Below are 17,334 nucleotides of genomic sequence, written 5' to 3' on the forward strand. Positions count from 1 at the left end.
CTCTTCATAAAATATTTACAATGGAATATATTTTAGTGGATTCACACTACCAACTGCTTGTCCTTGCCAAGAGCCGATGTGCACTTCAAAGTGTAAGTGTGGTCCTGTTGAGCGACCTGTACTACCCATTGCTGCAATTTGCTGTCCTTGGCTTACTTCGTCACCAACACTAACATTAAATGCACTTAAATGTGCATAAACTGTTGTATAAATTTTTCCATCAATAGAGTGTGTTAAAATAACCACATTTCCGTAAGAGCTAAGTGGTGCGGCGTAAGATACAACACCGTCAGCTGCTGCCCAAATTGGCGTACCTGTTTTATTGGCAAGGTCAACTCCATAATGGAATTCAGGACCAGCACCAAGATTACGCCAGCCATATGGAGATGTTAAACGACCATTTGTTGGTTTAATCCATGTTCCATCCGAAGCTGGAGCATTCACTGTAGAGCCACCAGAGCCTGAGTTTCCTGCTGCAGCTGCAGCAGCGGCTGCTGCTTTACGTTTTGCCTCTTGTTGACGAGCTACTTCCGCTAATCGGTTTTGCTCTGAAATGATTTGCTGCTGTAATTCAGCACTAATTTCAAGCGCCTCTGAATATTCTTTTTCAAGTAATACTTTTTCTGACTTTAGTTTTGCTTGTTCTTTTTCTAACTGCTCAACTAAAGTGTTTTTCTCTTTTTTCTGTCCATCCAATGATGCTTTTAGACGCTCTAGCTTTGCTTTCTGCTCTTCAAGCTTTTGACGTTTGCTTTCTAGTACTTGCTTTTGCTCTTCTAATGTTTGCTTGTCCTGTTTTTGATCGCGAATAATTTGACGATCCGCTTCAAGCAAAGCATTTACAGCGGAGAAGCGGTCGATGAAATCTACGAAGCTATTAGAACCTAGTAGCACATCTAAATAGCTAACTGAGCCCCCAGCTTGAATTGCACGCGCACGATCTTGTAATAATACATCACGCTCTTCAATTTTGCGAAGAAGCTCTTCGATTGTACCTTCTAATTCTTTTATCTCTGCATTTGTAGATTGAATTTCTGCCAATACATTTTTAATATTACTATTAGTAGTTTCGATTTCAGCATTTAACGCTTGAATTTGATCTAGTAATTTTTGTTGCTTTTCTTCATTTGCACTAATTGCATTTTCTTTATTGCTAATAGAAGAATTTAATTGATTTTTCTTTGTTTCTACTTGTTTTTTCTCTTCTTTTAAATCCGTTAAACTAGTTGCATACGCTGTTGGAGTTTGGATAATAAGAAGTAGTGCCGTTGTTGCTGCAAATGCTTTAATTGTGTTTTTTGCCTTACTTTTCATTTATTGAACTCCCCTTCGTCTATTTAATTCCATTTTTCTGACTATGTACGCCGTCATAAACGGCTTTTTTATTGCGCTACATCTCTGACTAAATATTAATTACGCCTCGGCATTATTGCGTCAAGTTTTTTCCGAACCTGATCAATAGGCTCCTCATAAAATCTGTGACATTCACCGTGGACTTTAACTTGATTCATGCGGGGGGATCCACAAAGAATTCCGTGTATCCCCCGCTTTTAAATAAGAACTTTTGCTGAAACAAGTTAAATTTTTAAAAATTTACGTACAGACATGAAGCTTCCCCAAATACCAATAAGCACACCAATAAGCAATAGTAGACCACTTACTTGATAAACAAGTGGTGAGAAACTAAGAAGCTGAACGAGCTCACCTTGTAAACGAGGTGCAATAATTTTATATACATTGTGATAAAGTGTTGCGATAACCGCAATCGGGACGATAGAACCTAATATCCCCAGCCACATACCTTCTAAAAGAAATGGAATACGCACAAACGAATTTGTTGCACCTACTAGCTTCATAATTTCGATTTCATCGCGACGTGCGATAATCGTAATACGAATCGTATTAGAGATTAAGAAAATAGCTGTGAATAATAACCCTAAAATCAGCACAAGACCTACATTACGACTAATATTTAAGAAGTTGAAAAGTTTCTCTACCTTACCTTCACCGTACTTCACATCGTATGTATATTCATACTTATTAATTGTCTTTGCAACCTTGGCCGTTTGCTGTGGATCTGTTGCCTTCACATAAATAACATTTCGTAACGGGTTACTTTGCTCAAAAAGCTTAAAGTCATCCCCAAAATCTTTCACTAACTTTGTCAATTCGTCTTCCTTTGTGGAATAAGTAAATTCCGCAACATCAGGTAATTTTTCTATTTTTGCTAGTAATGCTTTTTCAGCAGCTTCATCTGCTGTTTCATCGATTAACACTTTTATTTCAACATCGTTCTCTAAATCTGATGCAACTTTATTTAAGTTCATCATAATTAGCGAGAATACACCTACTAATATCAAAGTCACTGTAACCGCGCTGACAGAAGCAATTGTCATCCAGCTATTACGACCAAGTGATTTTATACTCTCTCGAAAGTGTCGTTTTACTGTATTAAATTTCATAGCCGTAGTCACCTCCGTGCTCATCACGGACAATCATACCGCCTTCAATCGCTATAACTCGACGACGAATAGTATTCACAATTTCGCGGTTGTGGGTTGCCATTACAATTGTCGTTCCTCGTGCATTAATTTCTTCAAATAAATTCATAATGTCCCAAGATGTCTCAGGGTCTAGATTCCCTGTTGGTTCATCTGCAATTACTACTTTTGGTACGTTCACAATAGAACGTGCAATAGAAACACGTTGTTGTTCTCCACCAGAAAGTTCATTCGGGAACATTCTTGCCTTATGCTTTAAACCAACAAGGTCTAAAACTTCCATAACTCGACGGCGGATTTCAACTGGTTCCTCTTCAATTACTTCTAACGCAAATGCTACGTTTTCATAGACATTTAATCTTGGGAGTAATTTGAAATCTTGGAAAACTACACCGAGTTGACGGCGCAAGAAAGGTACTTTTTTATTTTTTAAACCACCTAAATTAATGCCATTAACAGTAATTTCACCTGAAGTTGCTTTTTCCTCACGGTACATTAACTTAATAAATGTCGATTTACCTGCACCACTTGGACCAACAACATAGACAAATTCACCTTGTTTTATATTAACCGAAATGCCATTTGTCGCAACTACACCATTCGGATACTTCTTTGTCACATTTTTCATTTCTATCATGTTTTTTAAACCACCTAAACCTCTTATATGTAAGATGTATTCTTTTTCTATTATATCACTCAATCTATGTTTTTTTATTACAGTTTTATTTCATTCGTTGGCATTATATTCTATTTATTTAATGTTTTTTGGAATATTTATTTAAAATCCACCAAATGACAACAAATAAAAACAGGAATCGATGGAAGGTTATAGTGATTCCTGTTTTCCTATTAGTAAATATTGAATATAAAAAGAGCATTCAAGCTATAGAGTTGCCTAGCCTGAATGCTCTTTATTATTTTACATTTGTTGCTCGTCAGTAGTTGTATAACGAATTAAAACCGCTCCTGTTTTCGACTCGCCTTCGATAAATAAGCGATTTGCATTTTCCACTTCTTTATCAAAACGAACTACTTTAGTTAAGAATTGATCCTGTGTTTCAATTTTCGACGTATCTTGAATACCTACATCCACTTTACCGAAGTTTGTAACAATTTTCCCGCTCAAAGACATTGTTCGTGGTACATATATTTCTACAGCTCCGGCAACTGTATGTGCTTTAATTTTTGATGAATTACTAGAGCATGTTGTCACAACAACATGTCCATTTATAGATTTTGCTTCTACTTCATCTAAAGCCCCATCTAAATAAACACGACCATTCAATGTTTCAGCTTCTAAATCTTTACCACGTACTTCAGTTAGTTCGATCGAGCCATTCGATGAATCCACTTCTGCCTTCGTAAATACTAGCTTAGAGCCCTTAATCGCACCATTAAGTGTTTTAAGTTTTAATTGATCCAGCTCGATATCTTGCAAAGCAACACTACCGTTCATTAAACGGACTGACAATTTATCTAACTTTTCCTTTGGCACAAGCAATTGTACATTCACCTGCACAAGCTTTAGCTGACTTAAAATTCTAAGTGAGCCTTCCTCTATCTTCACAACAAATTGTTCCAAGAAATGATTACGTGTTTCTTCCTCGTTATCGTTAAGTAGAGGTGCCTTTACTTTACAAATGACTTGGAAGTTATCACCTTCACACGTTTCTAATGAAAAATTGCCGTTCGGTAATTCAACAATGACATTTTCTACATTCTCTGCTGCTAGTTCTTCTGTATGTGTAAACTCAAATTTATCTCCAAATGGCGAAGAAACATCGAATTCTTTTACTTTTTTAACTGCCGTATTCATCATATCCATAAAGATTGAACCGATTTGCGATAAATCTTTACGAAAATCATGCATTTCATCTTGGAAATTTTTAGTGAAGTCTGCATCTTTTTTCTTTTGTTCTTCTTTAAACTCTGGATCTTTAAAGATAGATTCTTTCTCTGTTGAGGATTGCGATTGCTGACCCATATTCGACACATCGTTACTACTTTGAGTGGACTTGCTAGGTTGCTCTAATGCTTCTAATAATGTAATCGCCTCTTGCGCTGAAATTGTACCTTTTTCCACAAGTTCTAAAATTCGTTGACGTTCATTTTGCATAATCATATAGCCTCCCACAGATTGTTATATCTATTTATACGTATCCCTATGTGAAAAGTTTCACTGAAAAAATGAAAAAGTATTTACTATCACAGATGATGATTTACTGCATTGTCGCTATTAGGTGCATTTTTGATATGGGAAAATAAAAAATCTGCAAGATTTCCTGAGGGAGAAAAAGCCTTATGCATGATGCCACAAAAGCTAACGAGCATGCGAGCTCTTAAGTCTTCCCCTCGGAAAAGAGCAGATTTTTACAATAAAATACTTTATAATAAATTATTTAGCTGCATTTACCAAAGCAGCTTCCATACGCATTCTATCACGTGTTAATATCGGTTTTAAATATTTACCTGTATAAGAGCCTGTTACTTCCACTACTTCTTCTGGCGTACCTGTAGCAACAATTGTACCACCTTTGTCGCCACCCTCTGGCCCCAAGTCAATAATGTAATCCGCTGTTTTAATAACATCCAAATTATGCTCAATGACAAGTACTGAGTCACCATTTTCAACAAGGCGTTGCAACACAATTAGTAAGCGTGCAATATCATCTGCATGTAAGCCAGTTGTCGGCTCATCTAAAATGTAAAATGACTTACCTGTTGAGCGGCGATGTAATTCAGAAGCCAATTTAACACGCTGTGCCTCACCACCTGATAGGGTAGTCGCAGGTTGTCCTAATTTCATATACCCTAACCCTACATCAACAATCGTTTGTAATTTACGTTGAATTTTAGGAATGTTTTCAAAGAACACCACAGCATTTTCAATTGTCATATCTAAAATATCGGCAATACTTTTATCTTTATATTTCACTTCAAGTGTTTCGCGGTTATAACGTTTACCATGGCAAACTTCACACGGCACATACACATCTGGCAGGAAATGCATTTCAATTTTAATAATACCGTCGCCACGACAAGCTTCACAACGACCACCTTTCACGTTAAAGCTAAACCGCCCTTTTTTATAGCCGCGTACTTTTGCCTCATTTGTTGTTGCAAAAACATCGCGAATATCATCAAATACCCCTGTATATGTTGCCGGATTTGAGCGCGGCGTTCTGCCGATTGGTGATTGGTCAATATCAATAACTTTTTCTAACTCATCCAATCCTGTTACTTCTTTATGTGCACCTGGCTTCACTTTTGAACGGTTGAGCTTTTGCGCTAAAGATTTATATAAAATTTCATTGATGAGTGTTGATTTACCTGAGCCAGAAACACCTGTCACCGCTACAAATAGACCTAATGGTACGTCTACTTTAACGTTTTGTAAGTTATTTTCTTTTGCACCTAAAATAGATAGTTTACGTCCATCTGGTTTACGACGCTCAATTGGTAGCGGTATGAATTTCTTGCCGCTTAAATATTGTCCTGTTAACGACTTAGCATTATCCATTACTTCCTGTGGCGTACCTGCCGCAACAATTTGTCCACCATGTACACCAGCACCTGGTCCAACATCAATAAGGTAATCCGCTGCTAGCATTGTATCTTCATCATGCTCGACTACAATTAACGTATTGCCGATATCACGCATATTTTGTAGCGTACTAATGAGACGGTCATTATCTCGCTGATGTAGGCCGATCGATGGCTCATCCAAAATATAGAGCACACCTGTTAAGCGAGAGCCAATTTGTGTTGCCAGACGGATACGCTGTGCCTCCCCGCCTGAAAGTGTTCCCGCAGCACGATTTAATGTTAAATAATCTAATCCTACATTGACTAAGAAGCCGAGACGTTCTTCTATTTCACGCAATACGAGTTTTGCGATTTGCATATCCTTTTCAGATAAATTGAGCTCTTTGAAAAACGTATCTGCATCCTGAATCGAATACTCTGTTACTTGTCCGATATGCTGATCTGCAATTTTCACAGCTAATGTTTCGGGCTTTAGTCGGTAGCCTTTACAAGATGGGCAAGCTTGCTGTGCCATATATTTTTCCATTTGCTCTCGTACATAATCGGAGGTTGTTTCTTTAAAACGACGCTCTACGTTACGAACGACACCTTCGAATTCAATCATTTGATCTCGCACATTGCCAAATTCGTTTTCATAATGGAAGTGAATTTTATCTTTACCTGAGCCAAATAAAACCTTATCCATCTTTTCTTTAGGTAAATCTTTGACAGGTACATCCATTGGAATATCATAATGGTCGCATACAGCCTTTAATAGCTGTGGATAATATTGAGAGCTCGTAGGCTCCCATGGTGCAATAGCGTGCTCTAATAATGAACGATCCCAATCTGGCACGATAAGCTCAAGATCAACCTCTTGTGTCGTTCCTAAACCGTCACAGCTTGTGCACGCTCCAAATGGACTGTTAAAAGAAAACATCCGAGGCTCTAACTCTCCAATTGAAAATCCACATAATGGGCAGGCATGATGTTCGCTAAATAATAATTCTTCATGCTCCATTACATCGACAAGCACACGTCCCTCTGCTAATCGAAGGGCTGTTTCTAACGAATCACTAAGACGAGCTGCAATTCCTTCTTTTACAACTACACGATCGACAACAACTTCTATCGAATGTTTTTTATTTTTATCTAAATCAATAGCATCGTCTAAATCGCGTAATTCTCCATCAATTCGTACACGGACAAAGCCTTGCTTTTTCAAATCCTCAAGTAATTTTACATGTGTCCCTTTACGCCCTGAAATCATTGGTGCAAGTAATTGCATTTTCGTACGTTCTGGATAGACGAGCAGACGATCGACCATTTGCTCAATCGTTTGAGACGTAATCTCAATACCATGATTTGGACAAATAGGCTTGCCAATACGGGCAAATAGTAAACGCAAATAATCATAGATTTCCGTGACTGTTCCGACTGTTGAGCGTGGATTTCGGCTCGTCGTTTTTTGGTCGATTGAAATAGCAGGCGATAGCCCCTCTATTGCATCTACATCCGGTTTATCCATTTGGCCAAGAAATTGGCGCGCATATGCCGATAATGATTCGACATAGCGGCGTTGACCTTCAGCGTAAATCGTATCAAAAGCTAATGACGACTTCCCAGACCCAGATAAACCTGTTAACACGACTAATTGATCACGTGGAATTGTGACATTTATATTTTTTAAATTATGTGCTCGTGCGCCTTGCACGACAATTTCTGTATTTTTCACAAGCCAATCACCCTTCTGCTTTCAATTCAAATATTGTATCGCGAAGCTCCGCTGCACGTTCGAAGTCAAGTGCTTTTGCTGCTTCCTTCATTTCCACTTCAAGAGTAGCAAGTAATTTCTCTCTTTCTGCCTTCGTCAATTTCTTGCCTTTTGTTGCCTTTGTTACATAAGACTCCTCTTCCTCTGCCACCTGTGTCGCACGAATAACATCCGGAATCTTTTTGACAATCGTTTTCGGTGTAATACCATGTTCTTCGTTGTAAGCCATTTGAATTGTTCGGCGGCGTTTTGTTTCCTCAATTGCCTTTTTCATAGAATCTGTCATATTATCCGCGTACATAATGACATGCCCATTCGCATTACGTGCCGCACGGCCAATTGTTTGAATAAGAGAACGCTCTGAACGTAAAAAGCCTTCCTTATCTGCATCTAAAATCGCTACTAGTGATACTTCAGGAATATCTAAACCTTCACGCAATAAGTTAATGCCGATAAGTACATCATATGTACCTTTACGAAGTTCGCGAATAATCTCAATACGTTCTAATGTCTTAATCTCTGAATGTAAGTATTCCACTTTTAAGCCCATTTCCTTCAAATATGCAGACAAATCTTCCGACATTTTTTTCGTCAATGTTGTTACGAGTACACGCTCATTTCGCGCAATACGATCATGAATTTGATCAATTAAATCATCAATTTGCCCTTCAATTGGGCGAACATCAATTAACGGATCTAGTAATCCTGTTGGACGTATAATTTGTTCTACCATTTCTGGAGTATGTTCAATTTCATATGGACCAGGCGTTGCTGATACATAAATTGCTTGATGAATGTGTCGTTCGAATTCCTCAAAACGCAATGGACGATTGTCTAGTGCAGAAGGTAAACGGAAACCATGCTCTACTAGTACCCCTTTGCGCGCTTGGTCCCCATTATACATACCTCTTACTTGAGGTAATGTCACATGGCTTTCGTCGACAACGAGTAGAAAGTCCTCTGGGAAGTAATCAAGTAACGTATATGGTGTTGCTCCAGCTTCACGTAATGTTAAATGGCGTGAATAGTTTTCTATACCTGAGCAAAAGCCCATTTCACGCATCATTTCTAAATCATAGCGTGTACGCTGCTCTAAACGCTGTGCCTCCAATAGCTTATCTTCTGCTCGCAATAGCTCAAGGCGCTGTTCTAATTCTTGTTCAATATTGTCAATTGCTTTAAGCATTTTTTCTTCACGAGTAACGAAGTGGGATGCCGGGAAAATGGCGACATGATCTCGATCTGCCAAAATTTCTCCCGTTAAAGCATCTACCTCTCGAATTCGGTCAATCTCATCTCCGAAAAATTCGATACGGACGCAATGTTCATCACGAGATGCTGGGAAAATTTCCACAACGTCTCCTCGTACACGGAACGTCCCACGAGTAAAACTAATATCATTGCGTTCATATTGCACGTCGACTAATTTTCGAAGTAATTGATTGCGCTCAATTTCCATCCCTGTGCGAATTGATACAACTAATTCTCGATATTCTTCCGGAGAACCTAAACCGTATATACAGGACACAGACGCGATAATAATGACATCATCACGTTCGAAAAGTGAAGAAGTGGCTGAGTGACGGAGTTTATCAATCTCATCATTAATGCTTGAATCTTTTTCGATATACGTATCTGTTTGCGGAACATACGCTTCCGGCTGAAAGTAGTCATAATAACTTACAAAGTATTCAACCGCATTATTTGGGAAGAACTCTTTGAACTCACTATATAATTGACCCGCAAGTGTTTTATTGTGGGCCATAATCAATGTTGGTTTTTTTACTTGCTGAATGACATTGGAAATCGTAAAAGTTTTGCCCGTCCCTGTTGCACCAAGTAATGTTTGATGTCGTTTCCCTTCACGTACACCCTCCACTAATTCTGCAATCGCCTGTGGCTGATCACCATTAGGCTGATAAGGCGCCTGTAAATCAAATGTTTGCACGCATGTCCCCGTCCTTTCCTTCCAATTTGTACATTTATTTTAGCATAGCAGTATTAAAATATCGAACATTTAACGAACGAATGTTTGTTATTTTTCTTCGTTTTCAATTTCGGTACGTGTATTGTTGATGTAGCATTTGGAGTTTCTCTTAGATGTGACACTCTTTCAGTAACAATAAACTTCTATCCTTTATACCTATGATTAGATATATACCCTTTCTTTAATCATAGAATTCTAGAAAAATAAAAGATTTTCCATTTTTTCATTAAACATAATAGTACTGATAACATCTATTTGTTGATAGACAAAAAAATCCGCTCTCCTGTTATTGGAGAGCGGTCTTATCATATTATTCACTTGCTACTTTGTGTAAAGCCTCTAGTTCAGTTGCGTATAAGTGAAAAGCTTTTTTATCTCGTTCATCGAGTGTTCTATCTATCAAGACCATTAGCTTTTCTTCACGATGCATACGCTGGATATGATTTAAAAATAAATCTAAATAAATCTCGTTCAATAATTTCTCTGCCTCATCAACTTTTTTTGACTGACCTACGGCTTTTAGAAAATCTGTGTACGAATAATATTTATCCAACGATCTCACCTCGATCCTTTTCTAAATTATAAGAAAATTTAGATTAAAATGCAACGCTAAACAAATAAAAATCAACTATTTTTTATTAGAATTATAGCGTAATTTCGAGCAAATTCCTTAGGAAAAAGCATCAATTATCTATATATTTTCAGTTTATATCTATATTTTCAGAATGCATTTTTGTCATTTACACTACAATTAATTACTATCAAAAGGAGGCTTTTACATATGTCATCAAATTATGTAAATGGTTATTTAATGTCTTTCAATACTTATTTATTGCAACCGATTCAGCATGAATCTAAAGTTTTCACTCGAGTTATTGACAAGCATAATGAGCTTATTGTGACACGCAAACCTTTGCATGTTTTACGCAAATCTTGCATCTCATTAGGCACGACTTATGAAGCTGCAAAACATTCTGCAAAACGTTTTTTTGGTAATCAACATAAGCTCCCCATAGTCGTCGCATATGATTATGGCTTTCCTTGCATATTTTTACCGACCTATTCGCCGAACTCTATACACAATATTTGGATAGGGCTCCATGCTATTTCAAATATTTCGCCGAGTAGTGAAGGATGTATTATCACATTGAAAAATGATATGGACATTGAGCTGCCTATTAAATATGCTTCGATTAGTAAACAATTTGTTAATGCTTCCATGCTTTATAAACATTATATGGGTGAGCGTAAACAACTTAGCCACGATGCTCCGTACCATCCTCCATTTTAAGGAGAAGGTTCACTATTACTATTAGGGTGAGTAGGGATAGTAGGGTGAGTCCTTACATTGTTATTGCATTGGGCATACTAAAGCGTAAAAATCCACTTCGCTTTCCGCGGGCACACACATAAGCCGCAACCCTCGCTAACGCGCGGTTTGTTGCGTCTTACGTTCTGTGCATTCCCGCAGGAGTCTACGTGGATTTTTACTTGGGTATTTATATATCAATGTTCTACTAGCAGTGCCTAGTAGGATATTGCATTGCGGGGTTCCTGTGCCTTTCTATGCATTGTACTTCTAAAGCGTAAAAATCCACTTCGCTTTCTGCGGGCACACACATAAGCCGCAACCCTCGCTAACGCGCGGTTTGTTGCGTCTTACGTTCTGTGCATTCCCTGTGGAGTCTACGTGGATTTTTACTTGGTTAACCTACTAGTAGTATCATAAGAATTCAGAATTGTTTGAGTGACTGGCACTTTAAATGAGAAAACCTCAGAAGCGTAATGCCTCTGAGGTCTTCATTGATTATCCAATTTTAGAACGTAAATATGCATTGATAAATGGATCTAAATCTCCGTCCATTACCGCGCCTACATTCCCTGTTTCTTCACTTGTACGGTGATCCTTAACCATAGAGTATGGATGGAATACGTATGAGCGTATTTGAGAGCCCCAGCCAATTTCCTTTTGCTCACCGCGAATTTCATCAAGTTGTGCTTGCTGCTTATCAATTTCTAATTGATATAGTTTCCCTTTTAACATCGTCATTGCTTTTTCACGGTTTTTAATTTGTGAACGCTCTGCCTGACATTGAACGACAGTACCAGTTGGAATATGCGTAATACGAACAGCTGAATCCGTTGTATTAATATGCTGACCACCAGCGCCTGTTGCACGGTACGTATCAATTTTTAAATCCTCTGTACGAATGTCTACTTCAATATTGTCATCAAACTCAGGCATAACATCACATGAAACAAATGATGTATGACGACGACCAGAAGAGTCGAACGGTGAAATACGGACTAAACGGTGTACACCCTTTTCAGCCTGTAAATAACCGTAAGCATTATGTCCTTTGATAGATAAAGTTACGGATTTAATACCCGCTTCATCACCAGGAAGATAATCGACTGTTTCTACTTTAAATCCACGTTTTTCAGCCCAACGCGTATACATACGCAGTAACATAGAACCCCAGTCTTGAGACTCTGTACCACCAGCACCAGGATGAAGCTCTAAAATCGCATTGTTCTGATCATATGGACCACTTAATAGTAATTGCAACTCAAAATCGCCCATTTTTTGTTGGAACTCTGCAAGCTCATTGCCTAGCTCCTCCTGTAATTCTTCATCAGGCTCTTCACGCAATAACTCTAGTGTCATATCTAAATTTTCATGTGTATCTACTAGCTCTTTATATTCATTAACAATTGCCTTCAAGCCATTACCTTCATTAATGACTACTTGTGCTCCTTGCTGATCGTCCCAGAAGCCTGGCTCTAGCATCATTTCATCTAATTCTTGAATACGTGCCTCTTTGTTTTCTAAGTCAAAGAGACCTCCTGAAGTCCGCCAATTTTTTGGCTGTAGTATCTAACGCGTTACGCACATCTGCTAATTCAATCATTGCTAAATCCTCCGAACATATTTAATGGATATTACATGTAAAATCCGTATTATTCTATTATAGCGTTTTTCAAGAGGAAAACATAATTTTTTCAATATGTCATGTCCCAGATACAAGAAAATAGTAGTACAAAGCACTTAGCTTATACTACTATTTTTTATAATCAAAGATATATTATTCACTAATTAAGTTTTCCAAGTAAACTTTTACGAGCTTCGGCGTGAATTTTTTGGTCACAATGCTCACATGTCAATCGTCTATTCCGATTCACTTTATAAAGCTGATATTTCCTAGTCCCTTCTAAAAGCTTAAATTTACTTTTACAGCAAATACAAATTGTTTCATAATAAATCATCAAAGCCTACACCCCTCTGTATTTATTAATTGTATTTCAAAAAAGCTAAAAATCTTAAATGTACTGACCCGGTTTCCTAGCATTCATCCTTTTTCGTTTCATCCTCTACCTTAGAACGAATCGCCATTCGCTGAAATACTTTGACTCGATCAAACTGCACAAGTAAATGCTTTGTTCGTTTTTCTAACTTGTATTTTAATAAAAAAGCCCTCTGAATACGATATTCAAATGCTTTCGGACTAACATCCACAATAATTTCTTGACCATTCATAAACACAACCTTCGTTTGCTTTTTACTAACAGCAATATAGTCGTCTATATGATGGACTGCAAACCAAATACACTCTGGATGTAATGGTGACTTACTTGGAAACCACAAAATATTAAAGCGTTCATGGACAACAATGGGATTTTTATTGAGCTTACCTAAAATCATCTTTGATCCATCAAAGGCTCCTCGTAAGCTCGAACCAAAATAGCGGAGATTAAAATCCATTAGTTTCGTTGGGGATAATTTGGATATATATTGATAGTCCCTTTCAATTACTCTTGTACATAAATTTCCAAAGGCATCATACTCAGGCATATACAACATTGTTTCACTACTCATAATGTCTTCACAATTATAATTCAATGATTACTCCTCCTTTAAATCAGATTTATTATGTGAATTAAAAAGGAATGTACATGTTTATTGGCATACCTATGTACTTCCTCGAGCACGTCTGCTAAAACTACATTACTCGAGAATTAGTTTGACTAACGCATAAATTCACCTCCCCTTTTGTCAAAGAAAGTAAATTCATATGAAAGTGTCTTACTATTTATTTAAATAATCTGCTATACTCATTACTTTCATTGAACTAAATACCTATTGTTACAATTATTGTATACTTTCAATTATCTATTGTCTATTAATTCAGATTTTAGAGCCGTTTCTTTCTAAGCAAAAAAAAGACCAACTCAACTTCTCGTTGAATTGATCTTTTCCTTATTTTATTGACCTGCACCGTGACAGTTTTTAAATTTCTTTCCACTACCGCAAGGACATAAATCATTACGTCCAATATTTTCAGCTTTACGAACAGGTTGTTTTTTCGGTGCAGGCGAACCATCTTCTTTCGGATTCACAGCCTGACCTTTTGCAACTTCTTCACGTTCTAAGTTACTGCGAATTTCTGCTTTCATCGCATATTTCGCTACATCCTCACGAATGGAAGCGACCATATCCTCAAACATCGCAAAACCTTCTTGCTGATATTCACGTAGAGGATCATTTTGACCATACGCACGTAAATGAATCCCTTGTCGTAATTGATCCATTGCGTCAATATGATCAATCCACTTCGTATCAATTGAACGTAATAAAATAACCTTCTCAAACTCACGCATACGCTCTGGTGTAAGCTCTGCCTCTTTTTCATCATAGCGTTGGTTTACAGCATCGGAAATAGTCGAATTAATTTCTTCCGCAGATTTACCTTGGAAGTCCGCTACTTTTAATGTGCCTTCTTCTAGTAGGTTAGCTGCGACAAAGTCCTCTATCGCTTTTAAGTTCCAATCTTTCGGCTGGTCACCTTGTGTGTAAAGACCGACAATATTATCGATTGTTTCCTGAATCATCGACTCTACAAGCTCACGCATATTTTCCGTTTCTAAAACGTCATAACGCTCTTTGTAAATAATCTCACGTTGCTGACGTAAAACATCATCATATTGTAATAAACGTTTACGTGCATCAAAGTTATTCCCTTCAACACGTTTTTGCGCTGATTCTACCGCTCTTGATACAACTTTCGATTGTAACGGTTGAGTATCATCCATTCCAAGACGCATCATCATAGACTTCATATTGTCAGAGCCAAATCGGCGCATTAATTCATCTTCAAGCGACAGGTAGAATTGCGTAACCCCTGGATTCCCCTGACGTCCTGAACGACCACGTAGCTGATTATCGATACGACGTGATTCATGTCGCTCCGTACCAATTACCGCTAAACCACCAGTTTCTAATACACCTTCACCAGGTTTAATGTCGGTACCACGACCAGCCATATTTGTGGCAATCGTAACGGCACCTTTTGAACCGGCATTCGCGATAATTTCTGCTTCACGCTCATGATTTTTCGCATTCAGTACATTATGAGGAATTTTATGTTTATCAAGTAATTGTGAAATAATTTCAGATGTTTCGATTGCAACTGTACCTACAAGTACTGGTTGACCAGCCTTATGACGCTCAGCTATATCTGCCGCTACAGCTTTATATTTCCCGTCCATTGAAGCAAAAATTAAATCTGGGCGGTCATCACGTGCAATTGGCTTATTCGTTGGAATCGCAATAACACTCATATTATAAATATTACGGAACTCTTCTTCTTCTGTTTTCGCTGTACCTGTCATACCCGCAAGCTTTTGGTACATACGGAAATAGTTTTGGAACGTAATTGTTGCCATCGTCATTGATTCGTTTTGAATCTCAACGCCCTCTTTAGCTTCAATTGCTTGGTGGAGACCATCAGAATAACGACGCCCCTTCATTAGACGACCAGTAAAGCCGTCAACGATAACAATTTCGCCTTCTTGGACAACATAGTCAACATCATTGTGCATACTCACATGTGCCTTTAACGACTGGTTAATGGCATGATTTAAACGTACATGTGTTAAATCAAACAAATTATCGATACCAAATGCTTTTTCGGCCTTTTCTACACCTGCATCCGTTAACGTAACGCCTTTTGTTGATTCTTCATATGTGTAATCTGTATCTGCACTTAACATGCGTACAAAAGCATTGGACTGCTTGTACAACTGCGCTGATTTCCCAGCCTGACCCGAGATAATTAAAGGTGTACGTGCCTCATCAATTAAAATCGAGTCAACCTCATCGATTACAGCGTAGTGAAGTGGACGTTGAACGCGCTCTTCTTTATAAAGCACCATATTATCACGTAAATAGTCAAACCCTAATTCATTGTTTGTACTATACGTAATATCCGCATCATATGCCGCACGCTTTTCTTCTTTTGACAGGCTATTTAAATTTAAGCCAACTGAAAGTCCTAAGAAATTGTACAGTTCGCCCATCTCGGCAGCATCACGACTAGCCAAATATTCGTTAACTGTGACAACATGCACGCCTTTACCAGTAATAGCATTTAAATAAACCGCCATTGTAGCTGTTAACGTTTTACCTTCACCGGTTTTCATTTCTGAAATGTTACCTTCATCAAGTGAAGCAGCACCCATAATTTGCACGCGGAAAGGATACATTCCTAATACACGTTTCGATGCCTCACGACTAACTGCAAATGCTTCAGCACGAATGGAATCTAATTTTTCGCCATCTGCATAACGTTTCTTAAATTCATCTGTCTTTGCTTGTAGTTGCTCATCTGAAAGCTGTTCCATTTGAGAAGCGAATCCCTCAACTTGGTCAGCGATTTTTTCTAATTTTTTTAACTCACGTTTATTGAAATCAAATAATTTATTTAATAGGTTTGCCATGAATATTTTTCACTTCCTATACGAGTCTCAAATTTCATTTTACCATTGTGTAACAGTTTCATGCAAACAGTGTCCTATAGTAAGGAACGAAACATCGAAAAATAAGTTCATTTTGCGACCTTTTTTTCCTTTTATGTCGTAACATACTGATATTACGAAAGAATAAGGAATATAATTTAGTTGTTTCTATCAATGACCATTATGTTCAATCGACCCCGAAATGAAATCTGTCGGTCTCCATCCATTTTAAGTCCAAAGAAAGTTACGTATCAGTTATACGGGGTACATATTGGGACAACAGATTTTTATCATGCATTGGATACTTTTAATTAGCGTATAACCTTTAGCAATCCATCCTGCAAAATCAAAATTGATGCAGGTTCCTTCTTCAACAATTGGAAAGGCCACCCTATATCCAAGGAAACAAGTAATATTGCTGTTTAAAAAAATGATAAAAAAGCCGAGGATTAAATCCTCGGCTTCCTATTTATGCCTAGCGATGTCCTACTCTCACAGGGGGAAGCCCCCAACTACCATCGGCGCTAAAGAGCTTAACTTCCGTGTTCGGTATGGGAACGGGTGTGACCTCTTTGCCATCATCACTAGACTTTATATTTGGTTGAAAGATGTTGTTCTTTCAAAACTGGATAAACGGTTCATTGAATGTTTCAAACTTTTTTTGGTTAAGTCCTCGATCGATTAGTATTCGTCAGCTCCATGTGTCACCACACTTCCACCTCGAACCTATCTACCTCATCGTCTTTGAGGGA

The 17,334-nt window shown here is 37.9% G+C and carries 11 protein-coding genes and 2 rRNA genes; 1 reads left to right on the forward strand and 12 read right to left on the reverse strand.

The window, feature by feature from the left end:
* Positions 1-15: 15 nt before the first annotated feature.
* The 7 genes from ACQKNX_RS15555 to ACQKNX_RS15585 form a co-directional block, all read right to left on the reverse strand.
* The gene (locus tag ACQKNX_RS15555; RefSeq protein WP_427429653.1) at positions 16-1,314 is read right to left on the reverse strand and encodes a murein hydrolase activator EnvC family protein; all 1,299 of its coding nucleotides are present in this window, start codon (positions 1,312-1,314) and stop codon (positions 16-18) included.
* A gap of 263 nt (positions 1,315-1,577) precedes the next feature.
* Positions 1,578-2,462: a permease-like cell division protein FtsX gene (gene ftsX, locus ACQKNX_RS15560; protein ID WP_427429654.1), complete on the reverse strand. Its 885-nt coding sequence runs from the start codon at positions 2,460-2,462 to the stop codon at positions 1,578-1,580.
* A complete protein-coding gene (gene ftsE, locus ACQKNX_RS15565; protein ID WP_427429655.1) occupies positions 2,452-3,138 on the reverse strand; it encodes a cell division ATP-binding protein FtsE in 687 nt (228 codons plus the stop codon). The genes ftsX and ftsE overlap by 11 nt, the downstream gene beginning before the upstream one ends.
* 282 nt (positions 3,139-3,420) lie before the next feature.
* Complete coding sequence (locus ACQKNX_RS15570) at positions 3,421-4,617, reverse strand: DUF4097 family beta strand repeat-containing protein (protein ID WP_427429656.1); 1,197 nt, start codon at positions 4,615-4,617, stop codon at positions 3,421-3,423.
* A 279-nt stretch (positions 4,618-4,896) separates the two neighbouring features.
* Positions 4,897-7,761 (reverse strand): excinuclease ABC subunit UvrA, encoded by a 2,865-nt coding sequence (gene uvrA, locus ACQKNX_RS15575; RefSeq protein ID WP_427429657.1) that lies wholly within the window; start codon positions 7,759-7,761, stop codon positions 4,897-4,899.
* Positions 7,762-7,768: 7 nt separating this feature from the next.
* Entirely contained in the window at positions 7,769-9,748 is a 1,980-nt protein-coding gene (gene uvrB, locus ACQKNX_RS15580; protein ID WP_427429658.1) for an excinuclease ABC subunit UvrB, read from the reverse strand.
* Between the two features lie 349 nt (positions 9,749-10,097).
* A complete protein-coding gene (locus tag ACQKNX_RS15585) occupies positions 10,098-10,340 on the reverse strand; it encodes an IDEAL domain-containing protein (RefSeq protein ID WP_340826323.1) in 243 nt (80 codons plus the stop codon).
* Between the two features lie 228 nt (positions 10,341-10,568).
* On the opposite strand from ACQKNX_RS15585, the gene ACQKNX_RS15590 reads away from it, so the two are divergent.
* Positions 10,569-11,078 carry a competence protein ComK gene (locus ACQKNX_RS15590; RefSeq protein WP_427429659.1) on the forward strand — a complete coding sequence of 170 codons (510 nt, stop codon included), beginning with the start codon at positions 10,569-10,571 and terminating at the stop codon, positions 11,076-11,078.
* Positions 11,079-11,594: 516 nt separating this feature from the next.
* Here the strand turns inward: ACQKNX_RS15590 and prfB are convergent.
* The 5 genes from prfB to ACQKNX_RS15615 form a co-directional block, all read right to left on the reverse strand.
* Positions 11,595-12,699, reverse strand: a protein-coding gene (gene prfB, locus ACQKNX_RS15595; protein ID WP_401021137.1) for a peptide chain release factor 2 whose coding sequence is annotated in 2 segments (ribosomal slippage) — positions 11,595-12,623 and positions 12,625-12,699 — 1,104 coding nt in all. Because the reading frame shifts where the segments join, the coding sequence is not laid out codon by codon here.
* A 431-nt stretch (positions 12,700-13,130) separates the two neighbouring features.
* The gene (locus ACQKNX_RS15600) at positions 13,131-13,688 is read right to left on the reverse strand and encodes a competence protein ComK (protein ID WP_427429660.1); all 558 of its coding nucleotides are present in this window, start codon (positions 13,686-13,688) and stop codon (positions 13,131-13,133) included.
* A gap of 362 nt (positions 13,689-14,050) precedes the next feature.
* Entirely contained in the window at positions 14,051-16,564 is a 2,514-nt protein-coding gene (secA, locus tag ACQKNX_RS15605) for a preprotein translocase subunit SecA (RefSeq protein WP_427429661.1), read from the reverse strand.
* Positions 16,565-17,055: 491 nt separating this feature from the next.
* A 5S ribosomal RNA gene (rrf, locus tag ACQKNX_RS15610) occupies positions 17,056-17,171 on the reverse strand.
* Between the two features lie 72 nt (positions 17,172-17,243).
* Positions 17,244-17,334, reverse strand: a 23S ribosomal RNA gene (locus ACQKNX_RS15615); the annotation flags it as partial.

Origin of the sequence: Lysinibacillus sp. NPDC093712, from assembly GCF_050280025.1 — a bacterium.
Taxonomy (GTDB): Bacteria; Bacillota; Bacilli; order Bacillales_A; family Planococcaceae; genus Lysinibacillus.

Excerpts from the sequence above, each read along its gene's own strand:
- ACQKNX_RS15590 (WP_427429659.1), top strand. The coding sequence starts at position 10,569 with ATGTCATCAAATTATGTAAATGGTTATTTAATGTCTTTCAATACTTAT.
- ftsX (WP_427429654.1), bottom strand. The coding sequence starts at position 2,462 with ATGAAATTTAATACAGTAAAACGACACTTTCGAGAGAGTATAAAATCA.
- secA (WP_427429661.1), bottom strand. The coding sequence starts at position 16,564 with ATGGCAAACCTATTAAATAAATTATTTGATTTCAATAAACGTGAGTTA.
- ACQKNX_RS15555 (WP_427429653.1), bottom strand. The coding sequence starts at position 1,314 with ATGAAAAGTAAGGCAAAAAACACAATTAAAGCATTTGCAGCAACAACG.
- ACQKNX_RS15570 (WP_427429656.1), bottom strand. The coding sequence starts at position 4,617 with ATGCAAAATGAACGTCAACGAATTTTAGAACTTGTGGAAAAAGGTACA.
- ftsE (WP_427429655.1), bottom strand. The coding sequence starts at position 3,138 with ATGATAGAAATGAAAAATGTGACAAAGAAGTATCCGAATGGTGTAGTT.